The following is a 21,305-nucleotide window of genomic DNA, read 5'->3' as shown; positions in this document are numbered from 1 at the left end:
GTCACTTGTTTCGAGGGCTCTCGGCGCCAGCAATTCTTGCTGGCTTCGTCACGCCCATTCACCGTCCTCGACCCATGTCCGACCATCGCGCTCGATCAGAGCAATCGCGGCCGAGGGTCCCCAACTGCCGGCGACATAGGGGCGTGGCGGCTCTTTCGAGTCCGACCAAGCTTGGCGGATTGGATCGATGAACGCCCAGGCGGCCTCGACTTCGTCGCGCCGCATGAACAAGGTGGCGTTGCCGCGGATCACGTCCATCAGCAGCCGCTCATAGGCCTCCGGCGCATTGTTCCCGAAGGCCTTGGAGAAGCTCATGTCGAGCGAAACATGCTGAAGTCGAAATCCACCTGGTCCCGGCTCCTTGATCATCAACCAGAGCTTGATGCCTTCGTCGGGTTGAAGGCGGATGACGAGCTTGGTTTGATGAACCTTACCCGCACTCGCCGCGAACAGCGCATGCGGGGCCTTGCGGAAGGTGACGACGATCTCGGAAATGCGTTCGGGCAATCTCTTGCCGGTACGCAGATAGAAGGGCACGCCGGCCCAGCGCCAGTTCTCGATTTCGAGCTTCAGCGCCACGAAGGTCTCGGTGGCGCTGTCCGGGTCGCCAACCTCCTCGGCATAGCCGCGCACCGCTTCGCCAAACGCCGCGCCCGCACGATATTGCCCCCGCACGGTCCGCTCGGCCGCATTGCTGGCGTCGATCTTCAGCAGCGACTGGAGCACCTTGCGTTTTTCATCGCGCACCGCATCGGCTGTGAGTGACGCCGGCGGCTCCATCGCCACGAGACAGAGCAATTGCAGGAGATGGTTCTGCACCATGTCGCGCAGCGCTCCCGACTTGTCGTAATAGCCAGCGCGACTCTCGACGCCGATGCTTTCGGACACCGTAATCTGGATGTGGTCGATATGACCCGAATTCCATAGAGGCTCGAACAAGGCGTTGGCGAAGCGCAACGCCATGAGATTCTGCACCGTCTCCTTGCCGAGATAGTGGTCGATGCGGAAAATCTGGCTTTCGGCAAAAACTTCGCCGAGAGCGTCGTTGATCTCGGCGGCCGACGCGCCGTCCTTGCCGATGGGCTTTTCGACAATCACGCGTGTCGCGCTTGTGATCAATCGATGTGCCGAAAGCCGATCGGCTATCTTTCCGAACAAGTCCGGCGAGGTGGCCAGATAGAACGCCCGAACGCGCACGGGATCGTCGCCAAGACTAGCTTTGAGGTCCGCCCAACCGAGATCGCCGCCTGCATCCACGACGACATAATCCAGCAGGTCGACAAAGCTTGCGAGCGCCTCGGGATTGCACGCGCGGGCGGGATCGAAGCGTTTCAGGGCATCGCCGACGGCGATGGCGAATTCCCGCCTGCTCATCCGCTGCCGCGAGACGGCGACGACGCGCGTTCCCGGTGAAAGCTGACCTTCATGGTGACGGCGAAACAGCGCCGGATAGAGCTTGCGGTAGGACAGATCGCCAGTCCCACCGAAAACCACCAGATCGAAGGGTTCGACTTGAAGAGCCTGCGTGATCATTTTCAAGACAGCTGTCCCATGTTTCGCGGCGACCAGACTGCACCCCGACCCACAGACGTCAGTCTGACGTCGGCGAGGCGCTGCCACCCGGGTGGGACGAACAACCCGCAACTGTTAGGGGCTGCCGCGACCGTTCGGACGCGTCGCGATCGGTTCAGCGTCGCCAAAAGACCCAAAGCCATGAGTCCCAGGGGCGGCCCCACCTTCCCATCCACTCAGCGCTATGTCAATAAATAAATCATTTTGGTTTATTTATTGACCTGTTCTCTATCTCGTGTTAAGCGCCGAGGCAGGTCTAAGAAGAGACACTTGTGTCTCCTCAGCCGGATTCCGGAATTTGCGCATCTCTTCGACAGCCCCGATGACACCTGAGGGAGCCGTGACGCCTCTGGCTGGGGAGCGATCTCGCGGCACCAATCTGATTGGCGTTCGCGCCTATAACGAGCGGCTTGTTCTCTCCCTCGTCCGCCGGTTTTCCAGTTTACCCAAGGCCGAGATCGCGAGGTTGACCGGCCTTTCGGCCCAGACCGCCTCCGTCATCGTCAAGGCGCTGGAATCGGACGGATTGCTCCTTCGGATGGAGCCCAATCGCGGTCGCGTCGGGCAACCCTCGGTGCCCTTGAAACTGAACCCCGACGGCGCGTACGCGCTCGGCCTCCACATCGGCCGTCGCACCGCGAGTCTCATGCTGATGGACTTCGTTGGATCGGTGCGCGATCAGATCCATTGTTCCTTCGCCTACCCGGACGTCGGCGATCTCCTGAGATTCACTGCCGACAGCCTTGCGGAGCTCACGGGAAAGTTGGGCAGCGCACAGAATCAACGGATCGTTGGTCTTGGCGTTGCGGTTCCTTTCGAACTGTGGAATTGGCGCAGCGAGGTCGGGGCACCTCATGCTTCGCTCGAAGCCTGGCGCAACTGCAATCTGCAAGCCGAACTCGAATCTCTCAGCGGTCTGCCCGTTTCGATTTCCAATGACGCAACAGCCGCCTGCGGCGCAGAGCTGACTTTCGGCAGCGGCCGCGAATATGAAGACTTCCTCTATGTCTTCGTCGGCTATTTTGCCGGCGGCGGCGTCGTTCTCAACGGTGAGCTTTATTCCGGGCGTCAGGGAAACGCCGGCGCGCTGGGCTCCATGCCAGTGCTCGTCAAGAACGGAAGCACGGGAATTGCGGAAAGGCGGCAACTGATTCATTCGGCATCACTGCACAGCCTGGAAAAGCGTCTCATCGGCGCCAATCTTGACCCCGCCGCCTTCTTCAGATCGCAGGACTGGGAGAGTCTCGGCCCGATTCTCGATGACTGGCTTGAAGAAGCATCGGATAGCCTCGCGCAAGCGATTGTCGCATCGGCATCGGTGCTCGACTTCGGCCAGGCCGTCATCGACGGTGGCTTTCCAGCCCACATCCGGCAGCGGCTTGTCAGCCTTGTGCGCGAGAAAAAAAGCGCCTCCGATCTGCAAGGGCTTTCACCCTTCGAGATTGGCGAAGGGTCGATTGGAGCCAACGCCCGCACGATGGGCGCCGCGAGTCTTCCCTTCTTCGCCCGTTTTCTTCTCGACCAGAATGTACTCTTCAAAGGGGAGACCTAGTGCCGAGAAGATCAGATTCCTTGCTTAGGTGCGCCCGTGAGAAGATCGCCCCATGATCCTTGTATGCGGTGAAGCCCTGGCGGATTTGTTCGTCGATGAGCGGCCGGATTCTGGACTGACTGCGCGAGTCACGTTGGGCGGCTCCCCGCTGAATGTGGCCATTGGCCTCGCGCGGCTGGAGGAGACAGCGGCATTTTGCGGCGGGATTTCCTTCGACCGTTTTGGCGTGGCCCTGCGACGAAAGCTCGAATCGGAGCGAGTCGCTCTTGACTACGTCGTCAACTCGGATCGACTGACGACGATTTCCATCGTTACGACCGACTCCTCGGGGCAGCCGAGCTATTCGTTCCACGGCGAAGGCAAGGCAGACCGGGAAATCGGCATCGACGCGCTGCCAGGTTCATTGCCGGCCGAGGTTTGCGCGCTCACATTTGGATCCTATACTCTGGCCGTGGCCCCCGTTGCGGATGCCTATCTCGCGCTCGCCAGGCGCGAAGCTGGCCGTCGTGTGATTTCCGTCGACCCCAATTTGCGCCCGACCGTGACACCCAACCTCGAGGATTGGAAAAGGCGCTTCGGCGCCTTCCTGTCGATCGCAGACATTGTCAAAGCAAGCGAGGAAGATATCGCCGTGGCTTACGGCGAGGACGCTGACATCGATGAGGTCGTCGCCGGCTGGCTCGCGTCGGGTCCTTCGATCGTTCTCGTCACGCACGGCGGCAATGGCGCGACCAGCTATCTGAAAAGTGGCGGAAAAATCTCAGTGCCGGGAAAGCCGGTCAATGTCATCGATACCGTCGGCGCCGGTGACACGTTCCACGCCGCGATTTTGAGCTCTCTCAATAGCTCAGGCAAACTGAGCAAAGAACGCGTCGCGGACCTGACCGCGCCGGAGTTGGCTCGGGCAATCGATTTCGCCGTGACAGCGGCCGCTATCACTTGCTCCCGACAAGGCGCGGACTTGCCGAGAAAAGCGGAAGTCGAAGCATGGATCCGTGGATAAGTGCGGCCATGACCATCCGACAAGCCGGATCGCACCCCCATTGCAAAAAGGGCTGCGATAGATCTTGCCTTGAATCCCTTAGGCCGCAATCTCGGCAGGTACGCGCGCGCCGGTCATGAACGCCACCGCATCCGACATCGTATAGGACTTGGGATCTATCACCGTCAGTCGCCGGCCAAGCCGATGGATATGGATGCGATCGGCGATCTCGAACACGTGCGGCATGTTGTGGCTGATCAGGACCACGGAAACGCCCCGCCGCCGCACGTCGAGGATCAACTCCAGCACACGACGCGATTCCTTGACGCCAAGAGCCGCAGTCGGTTCGTCCATGATCACCACGCGCGAGCCGAAAGCGGCGGCTCTTGCGACCGCCACGCCCTGGCGTTGACCGCCCGACAAAGTCTCGACACGCTGGTTAATGCTCTGCACGGTCATGAGACCAAGCTCGGTGAGCTTCTGGCGAGCGATGCGCTGCATGGCCTTGCGGTCGAGCATGCGGCAGATTGAACCGAGCGGGCCCGGCCGGCGCAATTCACGGCCGAGAAACATGTTGTCGGCGATCGAAAGGCTCGGCGACAGCGCAAGCGTTTGGTAAACCGTCTCAATGCCGGCGGCCTGCGCATCGAGCGGCGAGCGGAATGCGACCGGCCTGCCATCGAGCCTGATCTCGCCGGCATCAGGAACGAGCGCGCCCGAAAGCGCGCGGATGAGCGAGGATTTTCCCGCGCCGTTGTCTCCGATCACGGCAAGGATTTCACCCGGATAGAGATCGAAGTCGGCGTGATCGAGCGCCGTCACGCGGCCATAGCGCTTGACGAGGCCGCGCGCCTGCACGAGCGGCTCGGAGTTCTGAACGTTCGCAGCTATGCTCATGCCGACACCTTGCGAATCCATTGATCAAGCGCCACGGCGATGATGATCAACCAGCCGACGGCGAATTCCTGCCACAGCACGTCCACATCGGACAACGCGAGGCCGTTTCGGAACACGCCGACGATCAGGGCGCCGATCAGCGTGCCGATGATCGATCCGCGTCCACCGAACAGGCTGGCGCCGCCGACCACCACTGCCGTGATGCTGTCGAGATTGGCCGTCTGGCCGGCCTGCGGGCTGATCGAACCGATGCGCCCGATCAGAGCCCAAGCGCCGAGCGAGCAAATCATGCCGGCAATCACATAGACGGAGAACAGGATGCGGTCGGTCCTGATGCCGGCCAGGCGTGCCGCATCGGGGTCATCGCCAACTGCATAAAGATGGCGGCCGAAGGCCGTGCGATTGAGCACGAACCAGATCAAGGCGATGAGCCCCAGCATGAAGAAGGAACCATAGGTAAAGCGGGCCCCCAGGACGTCCACCGGTTTACCGAGCGCCTGTAGCAGCGGAGCGACTTTCGCCACTTCCTGCGAACGGATGGTTTCCGAGGCGGAGTACCAGAGATTGAGGGCGAAAAAGATCGACCAGGTCCCGAGCGTCACAATGAAGGGCGGCAGCTTCACGCGCGTGACAAGCGTGCCGTTGAGAGCCCCGCAGCCTGCGCCAACGGCGATGCCGATCACAAGCGCCAGTGGAGCGGCAAGTCCCATCGTGACTGCAAGCTTGCCCATGATCACGGAGCACAGCACCATGATGGCCCCAACCGACAGATCGATGCCGGCAGTGATCACGATCAATGTCTGGGCCGCGCCAATGACGCCGATGATGGTGACCTGCTGGATGATCAGCGACAGATTGAACATCGATAGAAAGCGCGGGCCGACGATGAGCCCGAACGCCGCAACGCCGAGCAACAGCACGATCGCCGGCACCGCCGTCGGATTGGCATGCAGAAAGTGCTGAAGTTTCTGCAACGGCGATCTTGCACGCACCTCGAATTCAGCCACACGAGAGTCGCTCTTGTCGACCAGAAGCTCGAAGGCCTGGGCAGCGGGTCGGCTGTTGCCGATATCGGTCATGGCCGTTTTCCTCGTTGCATGCGTAAGACGCGCCCATAGCGCTCAGGGCGAAAGTCTCCGCTGTTATCCGGCGCCCAGATGCCGGGCACCTCTCCTTGCCAGAGGTAAAAAGTCAGCGACGCGATCAGCCCCAGCACTTCTTCAAGGCGGCGGCGCTGTCGATCGACGGCAGGTCCGCTGCCGGCTTGTCGGTGACGAGCTCGACGCCAGTATTGAAGAAGTCGAGTCCGGGCGAAGCTTTGGGCTTTCCGCCATCTGAGGCGAAGGCCTTGACCGCCTCGACGCCTTTCGCCGCCATCAGCAGCGGAAACTGCATCGACGTGGCACCGATCACGCCATCCTTCACGTTGCGCACGCCGGGGCAACCACCGTCGACCGAAACGATCAGCACGTCCTTGTCGCGGCCGACGGACCGCAAGGCCTCGTAGGCGCCAGCCGCGGCCGGCTCGTTGATGGTGTAGACAAGCGAGATGCCGGGATCTTTTTGCAGCAGGTTTTCCATCGCCTTGCGACCGCCTTCCTCGCTGCCGAGCGTCACATCGTGACCGACGATGCGCGCATCCTTCTCGTCGCCGATCTTGGCGGGATTGCCGAGATCGATGCCAAAGCCTTTCAGGAAACCCTGGTCTCGGGCAACGTCGACCGAGATCTGGTTCACGTTGAGGTCCAGAAGTGCGATCTTCGCAGATGCCGCCTTGGCGCCGAGCGTCTTCGCGGCCCACTGCCCGATCAACTGACCAGCCAGGAAATTGTCGGTGGCAAAGGTTGCATCTGCCGCATTCGGCGGATCGAGCGGGGTATCGAGGGCTATGACCAGAATGCCGGCCGCGCGCGCCTTCTCCACGGCCGGCACGATGGCGCGAGAGTCGTTCGGCGTGATCAGGATGCCTTTGGCACCGGCGGCGATCAGGTTCTCGATGGCTGCCACCTGGCTCTCATTGTCGCCATCGACCTTGCCGGCGAAGGAGCGCAGTTCGACGTCATTGGCCTTGGCCGCTTCGTCTGCACCGGCCTTCATCTTCACGAAGAACGGATTGGTGTTGGTCTTGGTGATGAGCCCGACGATCGGCTTGTCGGCGGCGGAAGCGCCGGTTGTGCACGAAGCAAGCACGAGTGCGGTGAATAGCCCGATTGACTGACGCATTGATCCCCTCCCGTGGGACGTTTGTTTGGTAAGCGGTTCGATCCGCGTATTTGGCGATCCTAAGGGCATAGAAACCTCCGAGTCAATAAATAAATCATTCCGATTTATTAATTGACGCTTGGCTTCTCTCCGTTCATTGTGACCGCTAGGCTGCTGCGAAAGCGAGACAGCTCAAGGGTTTGGGAGCCGAGGATGGATGATGCAGCCCCAGGCGCCGGGGCCAACGCGCCGGTAACGTTGCCGGGTGGAAGCCGCGGCACCACCCAGACAGGGGTGAGACTTTACAACGAGCGCCTGATCCTCTCCCTGATCCGGCGCCATAGCAGCCTCGCGAAGGTCGAAATCGCGCGCCTGACCGGCCTGTCGACCCAGACCACGACGGTCATCATCAACCGGCTGGAAGCCGACGGACTGCTGCGCGCCGGCGAGCCGCAGCGAGGGCGTATCGGCCAGCCGTCTGTCCCCTACTCGCTCAATCCAGACGGTGCTTTCGGGCTCGGCCTGATGATCGGCAGGCGCAGTTCCGATCTGGTGTTGATGGACTTCGTCGCCGGCATCCGCGCCAGGCGCCGCATGATCTACGCCTTCCCCTCGCCTGAGGACATCATGGCTTTTGCGGAACGCGAGATGCCTAATCTTCTCGCCGCACTTCCGGAGAATCTGCAAGGCAGGATCAGCGGCATCGGCGTCGCAATGCCCTTTGAACTGTGGAATTGGGAGGCGGATCTGCAAACGCCACCCGGTGCACTCGGCAAGTGGCGCGACTTCAACGTTGCCATCGAATTCTCGCGCCGCTTTGGCGCATGGCCGATCCGCGTCCACAACGACGCGACGTCGGCATGTGCGGCCGAACTCACCTTCGGTGCGGGAGCAGCCTACCGCGACTTCGCTTATTTCTATGTCGGAACATTCGTCGGCGGCGGCATCGTTCTGAACGGCAGTCTGTTTCCGGGTCGTAGCGGCAACGCCGGAGCGTTCGGCTCGTTGCCGATCATGCGACGGGAAGAGAGCGGCGAGACCACACTTCAACAGTTGATCCGCACCGCCTCCATCTATCGACTCGAGCGTCGGCTCATCGCCGCCGGTCGACGCGGCACTGACATCTGGCTCTCACCTGACGATTGGTCGAGCTTTGAGGAGCCACTCGAGGCCTGGATTGCCGAAGCCGCCGAAGCCCTGGCGCAGGCGATCGCCGCATTGCTGGCGGTTATCGACTTTGAAGCCATCGTCATCGACGGTGCCTTTCCGGCTGACGTGAGGCGCCGTCTTGTCGAGAGAACCAACTCGCAATGGGCACACATGGACCGGCAAGGACTCACAGACGCCGTGGTGGTGGAAGGCTCGGTCGGTCGCGATGCGCGTGCAATCGGCGGCGCCGCTCTGCCACTGCTGGCGACTTTTGCGCGCGACCATGACGTTCTGTTCAAGGAATGAAATGTGATCCTAACCAACAAGGCTGCAACTCGCGCGTTTGCAGAAGGCTCGAATACGCCGAGGCCAGTGACCGATACCCGCCCACGCCACCAGATGAGCGCCGTCATGGTTGACGGTCCGGCCGGGAACGATCCTGCGCCGCATCGCAGCCTCGATCGCGCACGTTCTATTTCTAATTTCTGCGTGAGAACGACGAAACATCTTCGTCGAGCCGCCGTCCGCAGCTCTGCTTCGAACAATGGACCGTGATTGCCTTGGTTCCTGATGGAAGGATTCGTCCATCGCGCCGGACTTGGCTTGGGTCAGTTGCTGCTCCACACGACAAGACGCGACCCGCGAGGTCGTCAACTGGGCGACACCACGTATCGGAGAGCTGACGGTTTCCTCGCCGCAGAGGAAATCACTGCGTGGAACCAAGAGATTGGCTGACCGTTGGGCGCTAATGGCCAGCAGAAACTGACGCGCGCTCGCGCCAACAGACTTGACTTCTCAGCTCGGCCTCCACCGCAGGAAAAAGACATGGCCGATGCCGCAAATCAAATTGCCGACCGCATCCCAACCAACCTCATCGTCAATGGCGTCAGGCACACGCTGGACCTCGTTCCCTGGACCACGCTGCTGGACGCATTGCGTGACCATCTTGGGCTGACCGGCACCAAAAAAGGCTGCGATCATGGTCAATGCGGCGCCTGCACGGTGCTGGTCGATGGCCGACGGGTCAATTCGTGTCTTACACTGGCCGTCATGAAGGATGGGGCGGAGATCACGACAGTCGAAGGTCTTGCCAGGGATGGCGCGCTGCATCCTCTGCAACAGGCGTTCGTCGATCACGACGCATTCCAGTGCGGATATTGCACCCCAGGACAGATTTGTTCAGCCGTCGGCCTCCTGTCCGAAGGACGTGCCAGGGATTCTGACGAGATTCGGGAACTGATGAGCGGGAATCTCTGTCGCTGCGGCGCCTATCCGAACATCGTCGCCGCCATCCAACAGGCAATGGGCCGGCCATGATCAATTTCCAGTATTCCCGCGCCGACGACGTCGCTGACGCGATCCTCCTGCTCACCGCCCATCCCGGCGCCAAGCTCATCGCAGGTGGCACCAATCTGATCGACCTGATGAAGGAAAATGTCGAAGAGCCCTCCCGGCTGATCGACATTTCCCGTCTGCCGCTCCGCAAGATCGAGGAGACGGCCGACGGAGGACTGCGCATCGGTGCCTTGGTGTCGAACTCGGATCTTGCCTACCATCCACTGATCGAGCAGCGCTATCCGCTGGTCGCCAGCGCCATCCTCGCCGGTGCTTCGGCGCAATTGCGCAACATGGCCTCAGTCGGCGGCAATCTGCTGCAACGAACGCGTTGCGCCTACTTCTATGATACGGCAACGCCCTGCAACAAGCGAACGCCGGGCGGCGGCTGCTCGGCGATCGACGGCCTCAACCGCAACCATGCCATCCTCGGCATGAGCGCCTCCTGCATCGCGACCAATCCGTCCGACATGAGCGTGGCGCTCGCTGCGCTCGGCGCCCTCGTCCACATCGCCGGTCCGTCCGGCGAGCGCACGATGGCGCTAACCGATTTCCATCGGCTTCCCGGCGACACGCCTCACATCGACACCAATCTTGATACCGGCGAGATCATCACGGCAATCGAACTGCCGCCACGCGGCTTTGCCGGTCATTACAGCTATCTGAAAATCCGCGACCGACTGTCATATGCCTTCGCCCTGGTCTCGGTCGCTGCTGCGCTCGAACTCGAGGGCAACGCCATCGGCGAGGCGCGCATGGCGCTCGGCGGCGTGGCGCACAAGCCCTGGCGCAGCCCTGAAGCGGAAGCGGCGTTGCGCGGCCAGGCCGCGACGGCAGATCATTTCTCGCGCGCTGCGGATCTCCTGCTGCAGGGGGCAAAAGCCCATTCGCATAACGGCTTCAAAATCGAGCTCGCGCGCCGCGCCATTGTCCGGACGCTGATGCAGGCCGCAAACGCCACGCCGCAATCCCAGGCTCACAAGAAGATCGCGTGAGGGACCGATGAACGCCTATGTCGGAACACCAACGTCCCGCGTCGACGGCCGGGCCAAGGTCACAGGGGCAGCCAAATACGCCGGCGAATTCGCCGCCGACGGGCTCGTCCATGGCTTCGTCGTCGAGGCCACCATTGCACGGGGCCGCATCACCCGCCTCGACACCAGCGAGGCGCTGAACGTGAAGGGCGTGCTCGACGTGCTCACCCATACGCATCGCCCGCCGCTCGCCAACAAGGACGAGGCCTGGATGGATGAGGTGGCGCCGGACGACGGATCGCCATTCCGTCCGCTCTATGACGACACCATCAAGTTCAACGGCCAGCCAATCGCGCTCGTCATGGCGGAGGACTGGGAAACCGCGAAATTCGCCGCGACGCTGGTGCAAGTCGAATATGAGGAGGAGCGGACATTTGCGACCGACCTCGAAGCCGAGTGCAATAAGGCGGTCAAGGTGAAGGAGCCGCACAAGCCGCGCGGCGACGCCGCAGGCGCCCTTGCCGAAGCGGCCGTGCGGCACGAGGCGGATTACTTCATTCCGGCCGAGCATCACAACCCGATGGAGCTCTTTGCGACCACGGCCGTCTGGGACGGCAACGGCAGGCTCACGGTTTACGACAAGACGCAAGGCGTCCAGAACGTCCAAAAGTTTCTCTGCAGCGTGTTCGGCAAAAAGCCCGATACCATCCGCGTGCTCTCGCCCTATGTCGGCGGCGCCTTCGGCTCCGGCTTGCGGCCGCAATATCAAGTTGTGCTGGCAACGCTCGGCGCACTCGCGCTGAAGCGCTCCGTTCGAGTCGTGCTGACGCGGCGACAAATGTACGGGCTCGGCCACCGGCCGGCGACGATTGAGCGCGTCGCGCTCGGCGCCAGGCCCGACGGCATGCTCGAGGCGGTTACGCACGAGGCCACGGCCATCACCTCACGCTACGAAGATTTCTCGCGCAACGACAGCGGCTGGGCGGAACAACTCTACAAGAGCCCGAACAGTCGCTATTCTCACAAGCTCGTCCATCTCGACGTCTCCACTCCTTGCGACATGCGCGCGCCCGGAGCCGCCTCCGGCGTCTGCGCGCTCGAATGCGCCATGGACGAGTTGGCGGTCGCGCTCAAGCTCGATCCGCTCGAACTGCGTCTGAAGTGCTACTCGGATCGCGACCAGAGCGAAGACCTCCCCTACACCAGCAAGCAGCTGCGCGAATGCTACGCCCGCGGCGCGGAGGCCTTCGGCTGGGGCAAGCGCAATCCTGCCCCTCGCTCGATGTGTGATGGTAAGGAACTGGTCGGCTGGGGCATGTCAACAGGCGTGTGGGAGGCGCTGCAGATGCCGGTCGCGGTACGCATCGTGCTGACCGCCAATGGCCATGCCGAGGTATCCTGCGCGGCGTCCGACATCGGCACCGGCACCTACACCATCGTGGCGCAGGTAGCAGCCGATACACTTGGGCTGCCGATCGAGAACATCAGCGTCAAGCTCGCGGACTCGACGCTGCCGCAAGCGCCCGTCGAGGGCGGTTCCTGGATGGCTGCATCCAGCGCGCATGCGGTTCTCGGAGCAGCCGAGGACATTCGCCAGGAGCTCGCGCATCTTGCCGGCGCGATGCCCGGCTCGCCGCTCGCTGATATCGATGCAGCCGACGTCATCCTCGTCGACGGCACGATCGCCAGCAACGGCGAAAAACGCCGTGCGGTCTCGATCGCGGATGCGATGCGATACGGGAAGCTCGAGCGGATCGAGAAGCAGAAGCTCAATCACTTCGCGGAGGACAAGTCGCACGCCCGCAACACGCATTCGGCCGTATTCGCCGAGGTGAAAGTCGACGAGCAACTCGGCGTCATCCGCGTCACGCGAGTTGTGAGCGCGGTCGCGGCCGGACGGATCCTTAACACCAAGACCGGCCGCAGCCAGATCATGGGCGGCGTGGTCTGGGGGATCGGGATGGCCCTGCACGAGGAGACTTTGATGGATCACCGCTACGGCCGGATCATGAACGCGAATATCGCCGAGTACCACATCCCCGTGAATGCCGACGTTCACGACATCGATGTCATTTTCGTCGAGGAGCGCGACGACCGCATCAATAGGCTTGGCGTCAAGGGCCTCGGCGAAATAGGCATCGTCGGCGTCCCCGCAGCAATTGCGAACGCCGTCTATCACGCGACCGGAAAGCGCATCCGCCGCTTCCCGATCACGCTGGACAAGCTCCTCGCCTGATGCGCCAGATCAGTGTTTCGGCAGCGAGGCTTATCGCGTATCCATGCGCGTACGACCTGCGCGCTTTCGCCTGGTGGAGACGCATCGGCGCCACAACGCGTCAGCGGGCCGATCTGCTCGGCAATGATCCACGCCATGGACGAACACCGCGCCCGCATTCACTGGTCGCAGCGCCCACATGCGTCTCTGACAGCACCCCTGGCGCGAGACTCCGTCGCCTCAAAATGGCCGCTTGAGAAATGAGACGCTCAAGCATTGGATCTTCGCTTCCTCGCCTGGAACTACTCAAAGCGAGCGATCGAAAACGAAGTCAAATCGACCCGATTACGCCCGCCGGTCAATTGTTCGGCAACGACATCGCCGATTCCGGCCGAGTGCTTGAAACCGTGGCCGGAACATGCCGAGACCACGAAAACTCGATCGTGACGCGGGTGCCGGTCGATGATGAAACCTCGATCGGGAGTGACGGTATAGAGACAGGCGGCTGCCTGGGCAACGCAGGGCGTCGCACCTGCCAACCGCCCCTTTACATGCGTTCGATACATCTCGGCCGACTCCGCCGGACAGACGTCGCGGTCGATAGTGTTCGCGGTGGTCAGCGTCTCGTACTGCTCGGTGGCAACCTTGATGCGGCGATCGCCCGGCAGTGGAGGAAAGCCGTAGAGATAGTCGACGTCGGTCGCGCCATGCATCCAGATGAAAGCCGGCGCGTCGGGCCCGTAAGCTGCGAGATCATCGAGCTCGTACCAGTGAAGCACCTGACGATTGACCGTCAGAAGACGGTCGAATGGCGCGCCCAACAAGGGCGCCGTCCAGCTACCGGCCGCGACCACCGCCTGCTGTGCCTGGATCGTCCCGCTCGAGGTCTCGATGCGGACCTTGCCGTGCTGGTCGACCGAAAGAACCTCGACGCCGGTGCGGATTTGCGCGCCGAGCCGCATGGCTTGGTTCAGTTGCGCCGCGATGCAGCGCTCGGGAAAAACATAACCGCCGCCCGGCTCAAAGTAAGCCTTCTCGTTTCCGGCGAGGCCCAGGAATTGAGGGAAACGACGGGCGACTTCCGCACCGTCGAGAATCTCGTGCTTGATGCCGAAATCCCGCGCCACCTCGATCGAGCGCGCGACAAAGTCCGGTTTGCCATGGTGCGAGGTAGGTCCCGTGCCCGGCGCCATGACCAGAACTCCGCAATCATTCAGCAGCTTCTCTCCGGTATCCGCTTCGAGCTCGCGCCAGATCCGGTGGGAGTTGAGGACGAGTGGAGCGTAGTCGCTGCCCTCACCGACCGCCTGCCGCGTTATACGGGTTTCCCCGTGGCTCGACCCCATACGGTGCGGGGGCGCGAAACGGTCAACTCCGATCGCATGCGCGCCGCGCTTGGCCAACTGATAGAGGATGGCGCTGCCCATGGCGCCAAGACCTATGACGACGAAATCTGCTTGCTCGGTCATGGAACTGTGGCCGTGTTGAAGTCCGACGGAAGCTGTGGGTGCCTACAAGACTTTGGAGAGGAATTCTTTCGTGCGCGGATCGCTCGCGCGCGTGAAGAACTCTGCTGGCGGTGCATGCTCAACGATACACCCTTGTCGGTGAAATAAATATGGTCGGCGGCCTCACGAGAGAAGCCCATTTCATGGGTTACGAGAATGCAGGTCGTCCCGTCCTCGGCAACCTTCCGGACGGCGGCAAGGACTTCCTTGACCATCTCCGAATCGAGCGTCGCCGTGACCTCGTCGAACAGGATGACCTCGGGCTCCATGCGATTGCGACGCGCTGCTGTTGGCCGCCCGACAGTTCTCCGGGATAGGAGTTAGCCTTGCCTGGCAGACGCATCTCGCCAAGCAGCTTGCGGGCACGTTCCTCGACGAGCGGCCGAGCCTCCTTCAACACCTGAATGGGCGCCATCGCCACGTTCTCGAGCACTGTCTTGTGCGGAAATAAATTGTACTGCTGGAAGACCATGCCGACGCGGTGGCGAAGCTTGATCTTGTCCACCTTCGGATCGTTGACTTTGATCTCACCAACCGTAATGACGCCGTCGCTAATGGGCGTCAGGCCGTATGGTTAGCGCATCAGGAACGACCACGATGACCGAGACCGTCAGCAATGATCGCCCGCCCGTCGATCAAGCGGCAAGATGGCGGCTTTCCGCTCGACCATAGCCGCGTTGCCTACCTGCGGCGACGTGAGCATCGGCGATCGCCGCGCATGGAGTAGAAGCGCACCTTGTTACGGCGCGACGCGGCCGAGGAACGGATCGACCGGATCGTAGACACGTCCTTACGCATCTGTCCGGCATGACGGCGCGCTGCACGCGCGATCTGGCGTCAGGCCCAACATCGACGCGGTCGTCGTGGATCAGCTCCGGCGCGAGGGCGGCGGCGTGCCTCGCCAAGGCCGACGAGTTGAACGAGCCGCCGCTCGGTTGCGCAGGATTGACGCTCCCTCCAGCAACCCGCCTTCGACTGTGGTCGGGAGAGCGGTAGGCCCCGCGGAACTATCGGACGTGCAACTCATTGAGCGGTTATTCATGTAGAGGACCACTCTATGAACCACATCGCCATAATCTTGATCTTACTTGTTGGCGGCTCTTCGCTCGTCTTGGCCCAGAGTGCGGGTGGATCGAGCAGTGGCAGCTCAGCGGCAAGTGGAACTGCGGCCACCGGGTCCACAGGTTATGCGGGCGGCACCCTATCGACCGGGCATACCATAAGCGGCACTGCGGGCTTCTCCGGTCCCAACACGGGCAACGCGCTTAGCCACTCAACAACCGGCGGCGACGTGGATGCTTCCTCGATTACTCAGGCTCCAACCTCGCACGACAACGCGGTGGATACGCCCGCCGCCAATCGGGCAATGAAAAACTTGGGCAACACCGATATTGGCATTCTCAAGAAGTAAACACATGCTGAGAGCCGGCCTCGGTGTTGGCGTTTGCCCATTCTCGGTAATCTCCGCGCGTAGTGTGCAATCTCTACGCAACCTCGCGCTGATGCCCGGCGTATTCCCCGATTATTCTGCGCCCGTCCTACGCAACACCGACGCCGGAAGTAAGATGGTGTTGATGCGCTGGGCCATGCCGCCCCCTCCGGGCTGGGGGCGCGCATTTGCAGAGGCAACCATAACTCGGTTTTAACGATCGACCGCTAGTGCAAATCTGTCGGAGTATTCAAATCGAGGAAGACATGCATTTTCGCTTAGCGGCTTTTGCAACTGCGTTTTTTGCACTCAGTACAGCGGATGCATCTGCTTTTTCGATGAGCTTCCGCTGGTGTGGCGCCGGCCCCTCACCTGTCATCGCGCTTTCTGGCGTGCCAAAGGGAACGACGTCGCTTCAATTCCACATGGATGATCTCGATTACTCGGCTGGAAATCATGGTGGAGGCGTTGTGGCCTACACCGGCCAAAACAGCGTGCCCTGCGGAGCGCTGCAAACGTACAACCCACCGGCGCCGCCAAAAGGCAGCCACCGCTACCAGATGAGCGTTACGGCCCTCGGCTCTGGGAATGCAAATCTCGGAACCGCTACGTTCACTCGAAAATTTCCCGAGTAGTTCGAGCGTCAGCCCATGTCCGAAGTGCCCACTGCCTGATCGCCGCATGAAGCTAACCACCGAACGCCCTTTCGCCAACCCAGAAGCTGCAGCGCGCAAGCTGGTCGAGATCGCCATTGGCATCGAGCCAGTACAGGACGGCCGCACCCACATCGAGAAGATAAACGCGCCGTTCCTCTACACATTGAAGGTCAGTGGTGAGGAGTTCGGCGCCGGCATCAAGATGGCGGTCGAGCGCGGCTGGCTCGAGCTGCACAAGAGCGGGACCTACGTGCGGCTCCTACAACTAATGCGTCCTATCGAAGGTAGCCCGCCATTCGCGGCGGGCTCCAGGCTAAGGGAGAACGCGCCGTGAAGGACGCGGCAAAAGCCTACGACGAGTCGCGCCAATGCGGTGTGTCGCGATCGACACTGTGGACAACAAAGCACTGCTGTCATCTACCGACATAGGGTCGGATCGTCTTTCGCTACCTTCTGACGGGGCGGGCCTTGGCAATTCGGCTGTTTGAAATATGCTGAGCTCCGGCCGTTCTGAGGGAGCGCAGAATGGAACGTCGCGTCACCGCAATCCTTGCCGCCGACGTAGTCGGATACAGCCGTTTGATGGAGTCGGACGAACTCAGGACGTTCGGAAGGCTCAAGGAACTGCGCACACAGTTGGTCGATCCAGCCGTTGCAAGCCACGGCGGACGCGTGGTCAAGCTGACCGGCGACGGGTTTCTGGCCGAATTCGCAAGTGCAGCAAAGGCAACTCAATTTGCCATCGATCTGCAAAAGGCGATCGCCAGGCGAGAAGGCGCGACTTCCGAGAAAGACCGTATCGTACTGCGCATCGGGATCAACCTGGACGATGTCATTCGCGACGACGGCGATATCTATGGTGACGGGGTCAATGTCGCGGCGCGGCTGGAAGGCATGGCCGAGCCGGGCGGAGTGCTGATCTCGCAATCGGTCCAGGAAAATGCTGCGCTGTCTGTCCAGGCAACCTTCTTCGACAATGGCGAGCGGAAGTTCAAGAACATCGCGCGTCCTATACGGGTCTGGTCGTGGCCGAAGCGACTGACAAGCTTGCGTGCGGAGGGGAAGCCGCGGTTGTTCCTTTGCAAGTTTGAAGCTTCCGGTGAAGCCGAACAACGGTTTGCGAACGATCTCTGTCACGAACTCAACTCTTGTCTCTCACGCCTGACCGGGCTTGAACTTACAGCCAATCGCGCCAAGGCACACTACGTGCTGGAAGGCGCGGTGCACATCGGCGAAAGCCGGCACCGGATTTTTGCGCGGCTGCTGTCGGCTGAGGAAGAGAAGCAGATCTGGTCGGAACGATACGATGAGCACTGCGATAGCCTGTTCGATGTTCTAGACCGTTGCGCGCCAAGAGTGGCCATGAGCGTGCGGCGCCGGGTGGCAGCGGATGATGCCGACAGACTCGCCAATCGTCCCCTGGACGAACTCTCGGTCGAAGAGCTCTTGGCGCTGGCGGGCGTGAGCTTTTTTACGCCGACGAAGGAGGGCTGGCGCGGCGGCGGGGTAATCTCGGAGCAAATTCTGGAGCTCCAGCCGAAAAACTTCATGGCGCTGATGATGGCCGGCTCGGGACTTGGAACTGCAGAATTCCTTTACGGTTTCAGCAGGCCGGACGACGCTGTCCTTAACCTTGCTGTTCGCCGGGTCGAGGAATCGGTGCGGGTGAACAACAAGAGCGACGTAAACCACACTGCGCATTCCCTGCTGCTGCTGTTCGGACGGCACCGGCACCGCGATGCGATAGCCGCGGCGCGGCGCTCGCTTGAACTTAATCCGGACTTCAACATGGCCATGTGGGCGCTGGGTGCCGCCCAGGTGTTTTCGGGCGATCCCGATGCGGGAGCCAAGAGCGCGATGCGGGCTGTCGGCATCGAAACTCGAGATCCTTATGTGCACCTTTACAGTCGGTTCGCAGGCTATGGCCACCTCGACGCAGGTCGCCTTGATGAAGCGAGAGCCTGGTTCGAACGGGCTAACCAGTTGGCTCCTGGCGTGGGCCCCAACCTGGCTGCCCTAGCAGTCACCTGCTGGCGCGCGGGCGATCACCAATGCGCGCAGAGTACAGTCGAGGCCCTTCTGGAGCACGAACCGGACTTCTCGGTCAGCGGCTGTTGTCCGCTTCCTTATCGTGGTGCAGCGCCATGGCTGACTTTTGCCGAAACATTACGCGCGGCCGGCGCCCCCGCTTGAAGTCGTCATTCATCCCCACAATAATGGGCGCGCTGCCGACGCTCGACGCTCATATCCACACCGCACACGGTCAGACCGCCGCATAAAACTCACCGTCGAATGCCCCTTCGCCAGCCCCGAAAGTCGCCGCGCGAAAAATCGTCGAGATCGCGGCTAGGAGTTCGGTTGCTGGGGGCACTACGAAAAGAGACACCCGCCCGAAGGCGGGTAGCGCAAGGTTACAGGGGCTGCCAATATCACTCAGTGGCACAGCTCTCTGCCGTGCTCTTTGAGCTAGGCCGCGTCCGGCCCACGGTGAGTTGGCTGAGATCCGCCGAAGCCTCAACTATCCGTGGTTTTGGGCGCGGTGTCAGAACCGCGATCTGATGGGGAGAAGCGGGCATATCCGCCGATACCAGCGTTGGCGTAGGCGAACTCTCTTCAACCCGGGCTCCTCCCAGCACTGCCACTTGCAGCCGCGAGATCGGGAAGCCCGTCACTTCAAAAGTTGGAAAGCGCAAAGTGCACGCGCGAGCTTGATGGGTCGTCGCACCTGCCACGGAGGCGATGGCGGTTGCGATTAAGAACAGATTTCTCATGATGATACCCCTCTTGGATTAGAGATATTTCCACCACGAATTCCGTAATCACTTTAGTTCTGAGCCAGTCGCGCAATATGTGAACTCGTTCACTGGCGACACCAATTCTGTTTGCAATTACTGCTTGTTTGGGAGTGTCAGTGGCTCCGGGATGCCTACTCACAGCGCCCAGTCCTAAGCCTGTCGCCGGGTGATATGTTAGAGTCGCTAGTTGGTGCGGTCTGTCCGATAACTAACGTTCGCGCAGAGAATTTCAGCGCAATGCCCCCGACATAACTTTGCGAGACTCGGTAGCGGCCGGACCAACGTTAAACTAGAGAAGGATGTCCCGCGAAACATAGGCGTGCATCTGGCACATGTGACCAAACGGAATGCCAGACCGGCCCGGCGACCGGAGTTCTGCGAAGGCACCAAGACGGCAGTCGAGCGCGGCTGGTTGGAGCTGCACGAGAGCTAACGGGACCTACCCGTTAGAAATTAGGAGGGCGACACACGCAATCAACGTTGCCGTACTGAGCGTGACTACGACAAGGGCTCGTTCGCTTTGGGTTTGAAGTTCTCTGTCATCCATCATGCCCAACGCAAAGTTGCGCATTTAAGTTTCATTTCGCGCGAGGAACTCGCAACAGCTTATTCTGGTGGGCGCAGTCCCGAAGAACGCAACCACCCATCGATCCGGGCGGCGACGTCAGCGTCATGGGCCTTCTTCAAAAGGTCCTCACGCTCCCTACCAGGTGGTAGTTGTTTTGCCTTTTCTCTTGCTAGCCGGGCTTCCTTGATCAGTCGTTCTCCGAGCGCTTTGTCTGGTTTGAACCGCAGGCGTTTCACGATGTCCTCCTGTCATGAAAATCGCTCCACTCAAAAACGCTCTGGAGATGCAGACGTTCGGGCGGGAACATTCTAGGCGTTCGCTCCACCTTTGGACCGCTACAGCTCCACGGCGAAACCGGAATTGGGGCAGTACTGTTAACGGTAATCACCCGGAGTCCACTTGGCATTTAGATACCGATAGTTTGGTTGCCGCCGGGGCTGGCATTTCATCCCGAACAAGATTGCAACCGGCAAAAGGGGTCGCTGAAAAGCGGCCCCTTTCGAGTCGAAGATCTGCCGTCGATACCTATCGGCCCATGCGTATGGCGTACGAGCCCTGTCTCGCGGCCGCGGGCAAGCAGGTCCCGTCTGGACCGGAGTGGTTTCACGAAGTCAAGCACATGGCTACCGGATGCTCGTGATCCGGGAGAACGAGCGCGTGCGCCTGCTGTCTCGCAACGGGAGCGACTGGACGAAGCGGTATCCGTGGATCGCCGAGGCTGCTCTGGAGAACCGGCAGAAGCACTTCGTCATCGATGGCGAGGCCATATGCGGAAGACGATTATTGCCACCCTAACAGCAGCGGTGGTACTCGCAGGGGCGGCTAGCGTTGCATATGCCCAATCTAGCGGATCCGGTAGTGCAGGTGCTGGCGGAGCTGGTGGTGCCGGCGCAGGGGTCGGCACCGGCGGATCGACGGGCATGGGCGGCTCGTCCTCGAGTGCAGGAGGCGCCGGGGACTACTGGTTCTGGGCCGGGCCTAGTGGCACAACTGGCTCGGCTGGCGGATTACAGAAGGCGCTATTCACCGAGGCAGCGGAGAAGATCCGACTCGGCGCCGGAGGCGATACTGAAAGACTGATCTAGTGGGCCCGCCAGCAGAACCGGCGGGCCGTGTTCTCGCCATCGCCTAACCCAACGGGCGTACTCTGCAATAAGAAGGCCGTGCGGTCTATGCCGTACGACCGCGGTTGCGACTGTCCAGCCCTCCCGGATTCCGTCGCCGCCGCTAAGTTAGTCGCCAATTCCTGTTAGGAGCCGTCACTAGCGGCTCCTCTTCCCACAGCCGCGAGGACACGGCTACTGCTTTTAGGAACGAAGACTTCGGGACCAGGTTGCCAACTCGGTGCTTGCCCCTCACAAACAGGCACCATCTCTGCGTGACGAAGGCCCCAGTGTCAAACGCCATCCGGAACTGCCCCCTTTGCGTCATGAAGAACTGCCCCCACCCTCGGGTTCATGATGTCGGTTGA

Annotated in this window: 16 protein-coding genes and 1 pseudogene; 11 read left to right on the top strand and 6 right to left on the bottom strand. The window is 61.4% G+C overall.

All coding sequences use genetic code 11. The annotated features are described in order from the left end of the window. Positions 1 to 48: 48 nt before the first annotated feature. Positions 49 to 1,533 (bottom strand): glucose-6-phosphate dehydrogenase, encoded by a 1,485-nt coding sequence (zwf, locus tag SO180_RS31800; protein WP_449382792.1) that lies wholly within the window; start codon positions 1,531 to 1,533, stop codon positions 49 to 51. A gap of 361 nt (positions 1,534 to 1,894) precedes the next feature. On the opposite strand from zwf, the gene SO180_RS31795 reads away from it, so the two are divergent. Together SO180_RS31795 and SO180_RS31790 are read left to right on the top strand one after the other, a co-directional pair. Next, positions 1,895 to 3,124, top strand: coding sequence for an ROK family transcriptional regulator (locus SO180_RS31795; protein WP_449382773.1), 1,230 nt, complete (start codon positions 1,895 to 1,897; stop codon positions 3,122 to 3,124). Positions 3,125 to 3,176: 52 nt separating this feature from the next. Beyond that, positions 3,177 to 4,127, top strand: coding sequence for a carbohydrate kinase family protein (locus SO180_RS31790; RefSeq protein WP_449382772.1), 951 nt, complete (start codon positions 3,177 to 3,179; stop codon positions 4,125 to 4,127). 78 nt (positions 4,128 to 4,205) lie between these two features. On the opposite strand, the gene SO180_RS31785 is transcribed toward SO180_RS31790, so the two are convergent. From SO180_RS31785 to SO180_RS31775, 3 genes are all read right to left on the bottom strand, one after another. Continuing rightward, the gene (locus SO180_RS31785; RefSeq protein ID WP_449382771.1) at positions 4,206 to 5,024 is read right to left on the bottom strand and encodes an ATP-binding cassette domain-containing protein; all 819 of its coding nucleotides are present in this window, start codon (positions 5,022 to 5,024) and stop codon (positions 4,206 to 4,208) included. Next, complete coding sequence (locus SO180_RS31780; RefSeq protein ID WP_449382770.1) at positions 5,000 to 6,082, bottom strand: ABC transporter permease; 1,083 nt, start codon at positions 6,080 to 6,082, stop codon at positions 5,000 to 5,002. The genes SO180_RS31785 and SO180_RS31780 overlap by 25 nt, the downstream gene beginning before the upstream one ends. A 124-nt stretch (positions 6,083 to 6,206) precedes the next feature. Further along, entirely contained in the window at positions 6,207 to 7,226 is a 1,020-nt protein-coding gene (locus SO180_RS31775) for a sugar ABC transporter substrate-binding protein (protein ID WP_449382769.1), read from the bottom strand. Positions 7,227 to 7,418: 192 nt separating this feature from the next. Here SO180_RS31775 and SO180_RS31770 point away from each other — a divergent pair, with 192 nt between their 5' ends. The 4 genes from SO180_RS31770 to SO180_RS31755 all read left to right on the top strand — a co-directional run bounded on the left by SO180_RS31770 (position 7,419) and on the right by SO180_RS31755 (position 12,899). Next, the gene (locus SO180_RS31770) at positions 7,419 to 8,660 is read left to right on the top strand and encodes an ROK family transcriptional regulator (RefSeq protein WP_449382768.1); all 1,242 of its coding nucleotides are present in this window, start codon (positions 7,419 to 7,421) and stop codon (positions 8,658 to 8,660) included. Positions 8,661 to 9,179: 519 nt separating this feature from the next. Beyond that, positions 9,180 to 9,671 carry a (2Fe-2S)-binding protein gene (locus tag SO180_RS31765; RefSeq protein WP_449382767.1) on the top strand — a complete coding sequence of 164 codons (492 nt, stop codon included), beginning with the start codon at positions 9,180 to 9,182 and terminating at the stop codon, positions 9,669 to 9,671. Then, on the top strand, positions 9,668 to 10,684 hold the full coding sequence (locus SO180_RS31760) for an FAD binding domain-containing protein (RefSeq protein WP_449382766.1): 1,017 nt from the start codon (positions 9,668 to 9,670) through the stop codon (positions 10,682 to 10,684). Before SO180_RS31765 ends, SO180_RS31760 begins: the two co-directional genes overlap by 4 nt. A 7-nt stretch (positions 10,685 to 10,691) precedes the next feature. Next, positions 10,692 to 12,899 carry a xanthine dehydrogenase family protein molybdopterin-binding subunit gene (locus tag SO180_RS31755; protein WP_449382765.1) on the top strand — a complete coding sequence of 736 codons (2,208 nt, stop codon included), beginning with the start codon at positions 10,692 to 10,694 and terminating at the stop codon, positions 12,897 to 12,899. 281 nt (positions 12,900 to 13,180) lie between these two features. On the opposite strand, the gene solA is transcribed toward SO180_RS31755, so the two are convergent. Together solA and SO180_RS31745 are read right to left on the bottom strand one after the other, a co-directional pair. After that, positions 13,181 to 14,347, bottom strand: coding sequence for an N-methyl-L-tryptophan oxidase (gene solA, locus SO180_RS31750; protein WP_449382764.1), 1,167 nt, complete (start codon positions 14,345 to 14,347; stop codon positions 13,181 to 13,183). Between the two features lie 42 nt (positions 14,348 to 14,389). After that, positions 14,390 to 14,951 (bottom strand): annotated as a pseudogene (locus SO180_RS31745) (amino acid ABC transporter ATP-binding protein); the annotation flags it as partial. A gap of 492 nt (positions 14,952 to 15,443) precedes the next feature. Here SO180_RS31745 and SO180_RS31740 point away from each other — a divergent pair. From SO180_RS31740 to SO180_RS31720, 5 genes are all read left to right on the top strand, one after another. After that, positions 15,444 to 15,797, top strand: a complete 354-nt coding sequence (locus SO180_RS31740; protein WP_449382763.1) for a hypothetical protein — start codon at positions 15,444 to 15,446, stop codon at positions 15,795 to 15,797. A 284-nt stretch (positions 15,798 to 16,081) separates the two neighbouring features. Then, positions 16,082 to 16,450: a phospholipid-binding protein gene (locus tag SO180_RS31735; protein ID WP_449382762.1), complete on the top strand. Its 369-nt coding sequence runs from the start codon at positions 16,082 to 16,084 to the stop codon at positions 16,448 to 16,450. A 46-nt stretch (positions 16,451 to 16,496) separates the two neighbouring features. Next, entirely contained in the window at positions 16,497 to 16,805 is a 309-nt protein-coding gene (locus SO180_RS31730; RefSeq protein WP_449382761.1) for a hypothetical protein, read from the top strand. A 191-nt stretch (positions 16,806 to 16,996) separates the two neighbouring features. Then, complete coding sequence (locus SO180_RS31725; protein ID WP_449382760.1) at positions 16,997 to 18,664, top strand: adenylate/guanylate cyclase domain-containing protein; 1,668 nt, start codon at positions 16,997 to 16,999, stop codon at positions 18,662 to 18,664. 1,800 nt (positions 18,665 to 20,464) lie between these two features. Continuing rightward, positions 20,465 to 20,629, top strand: a complete 165-nt coding sequence (locus SO180_RS31720; protein ID WP_449382759.1) for an ATP-dependent DNA ligase — start codon at positions 20,465 to 20,467, stop codon at positions 20,627 to 20,629. The last annotated feature ends 676 nt before the right edge of the window (positions 20,630 to 21,305 follow it).

The organism is Bradyrhizobium sp. UFLA05-112 (assembly GCF_053572325.1).
Note: the sequence above shows the minus strand (reverse complement) of the source record. Positions and strands in the feature narration are given on the sequence as shown.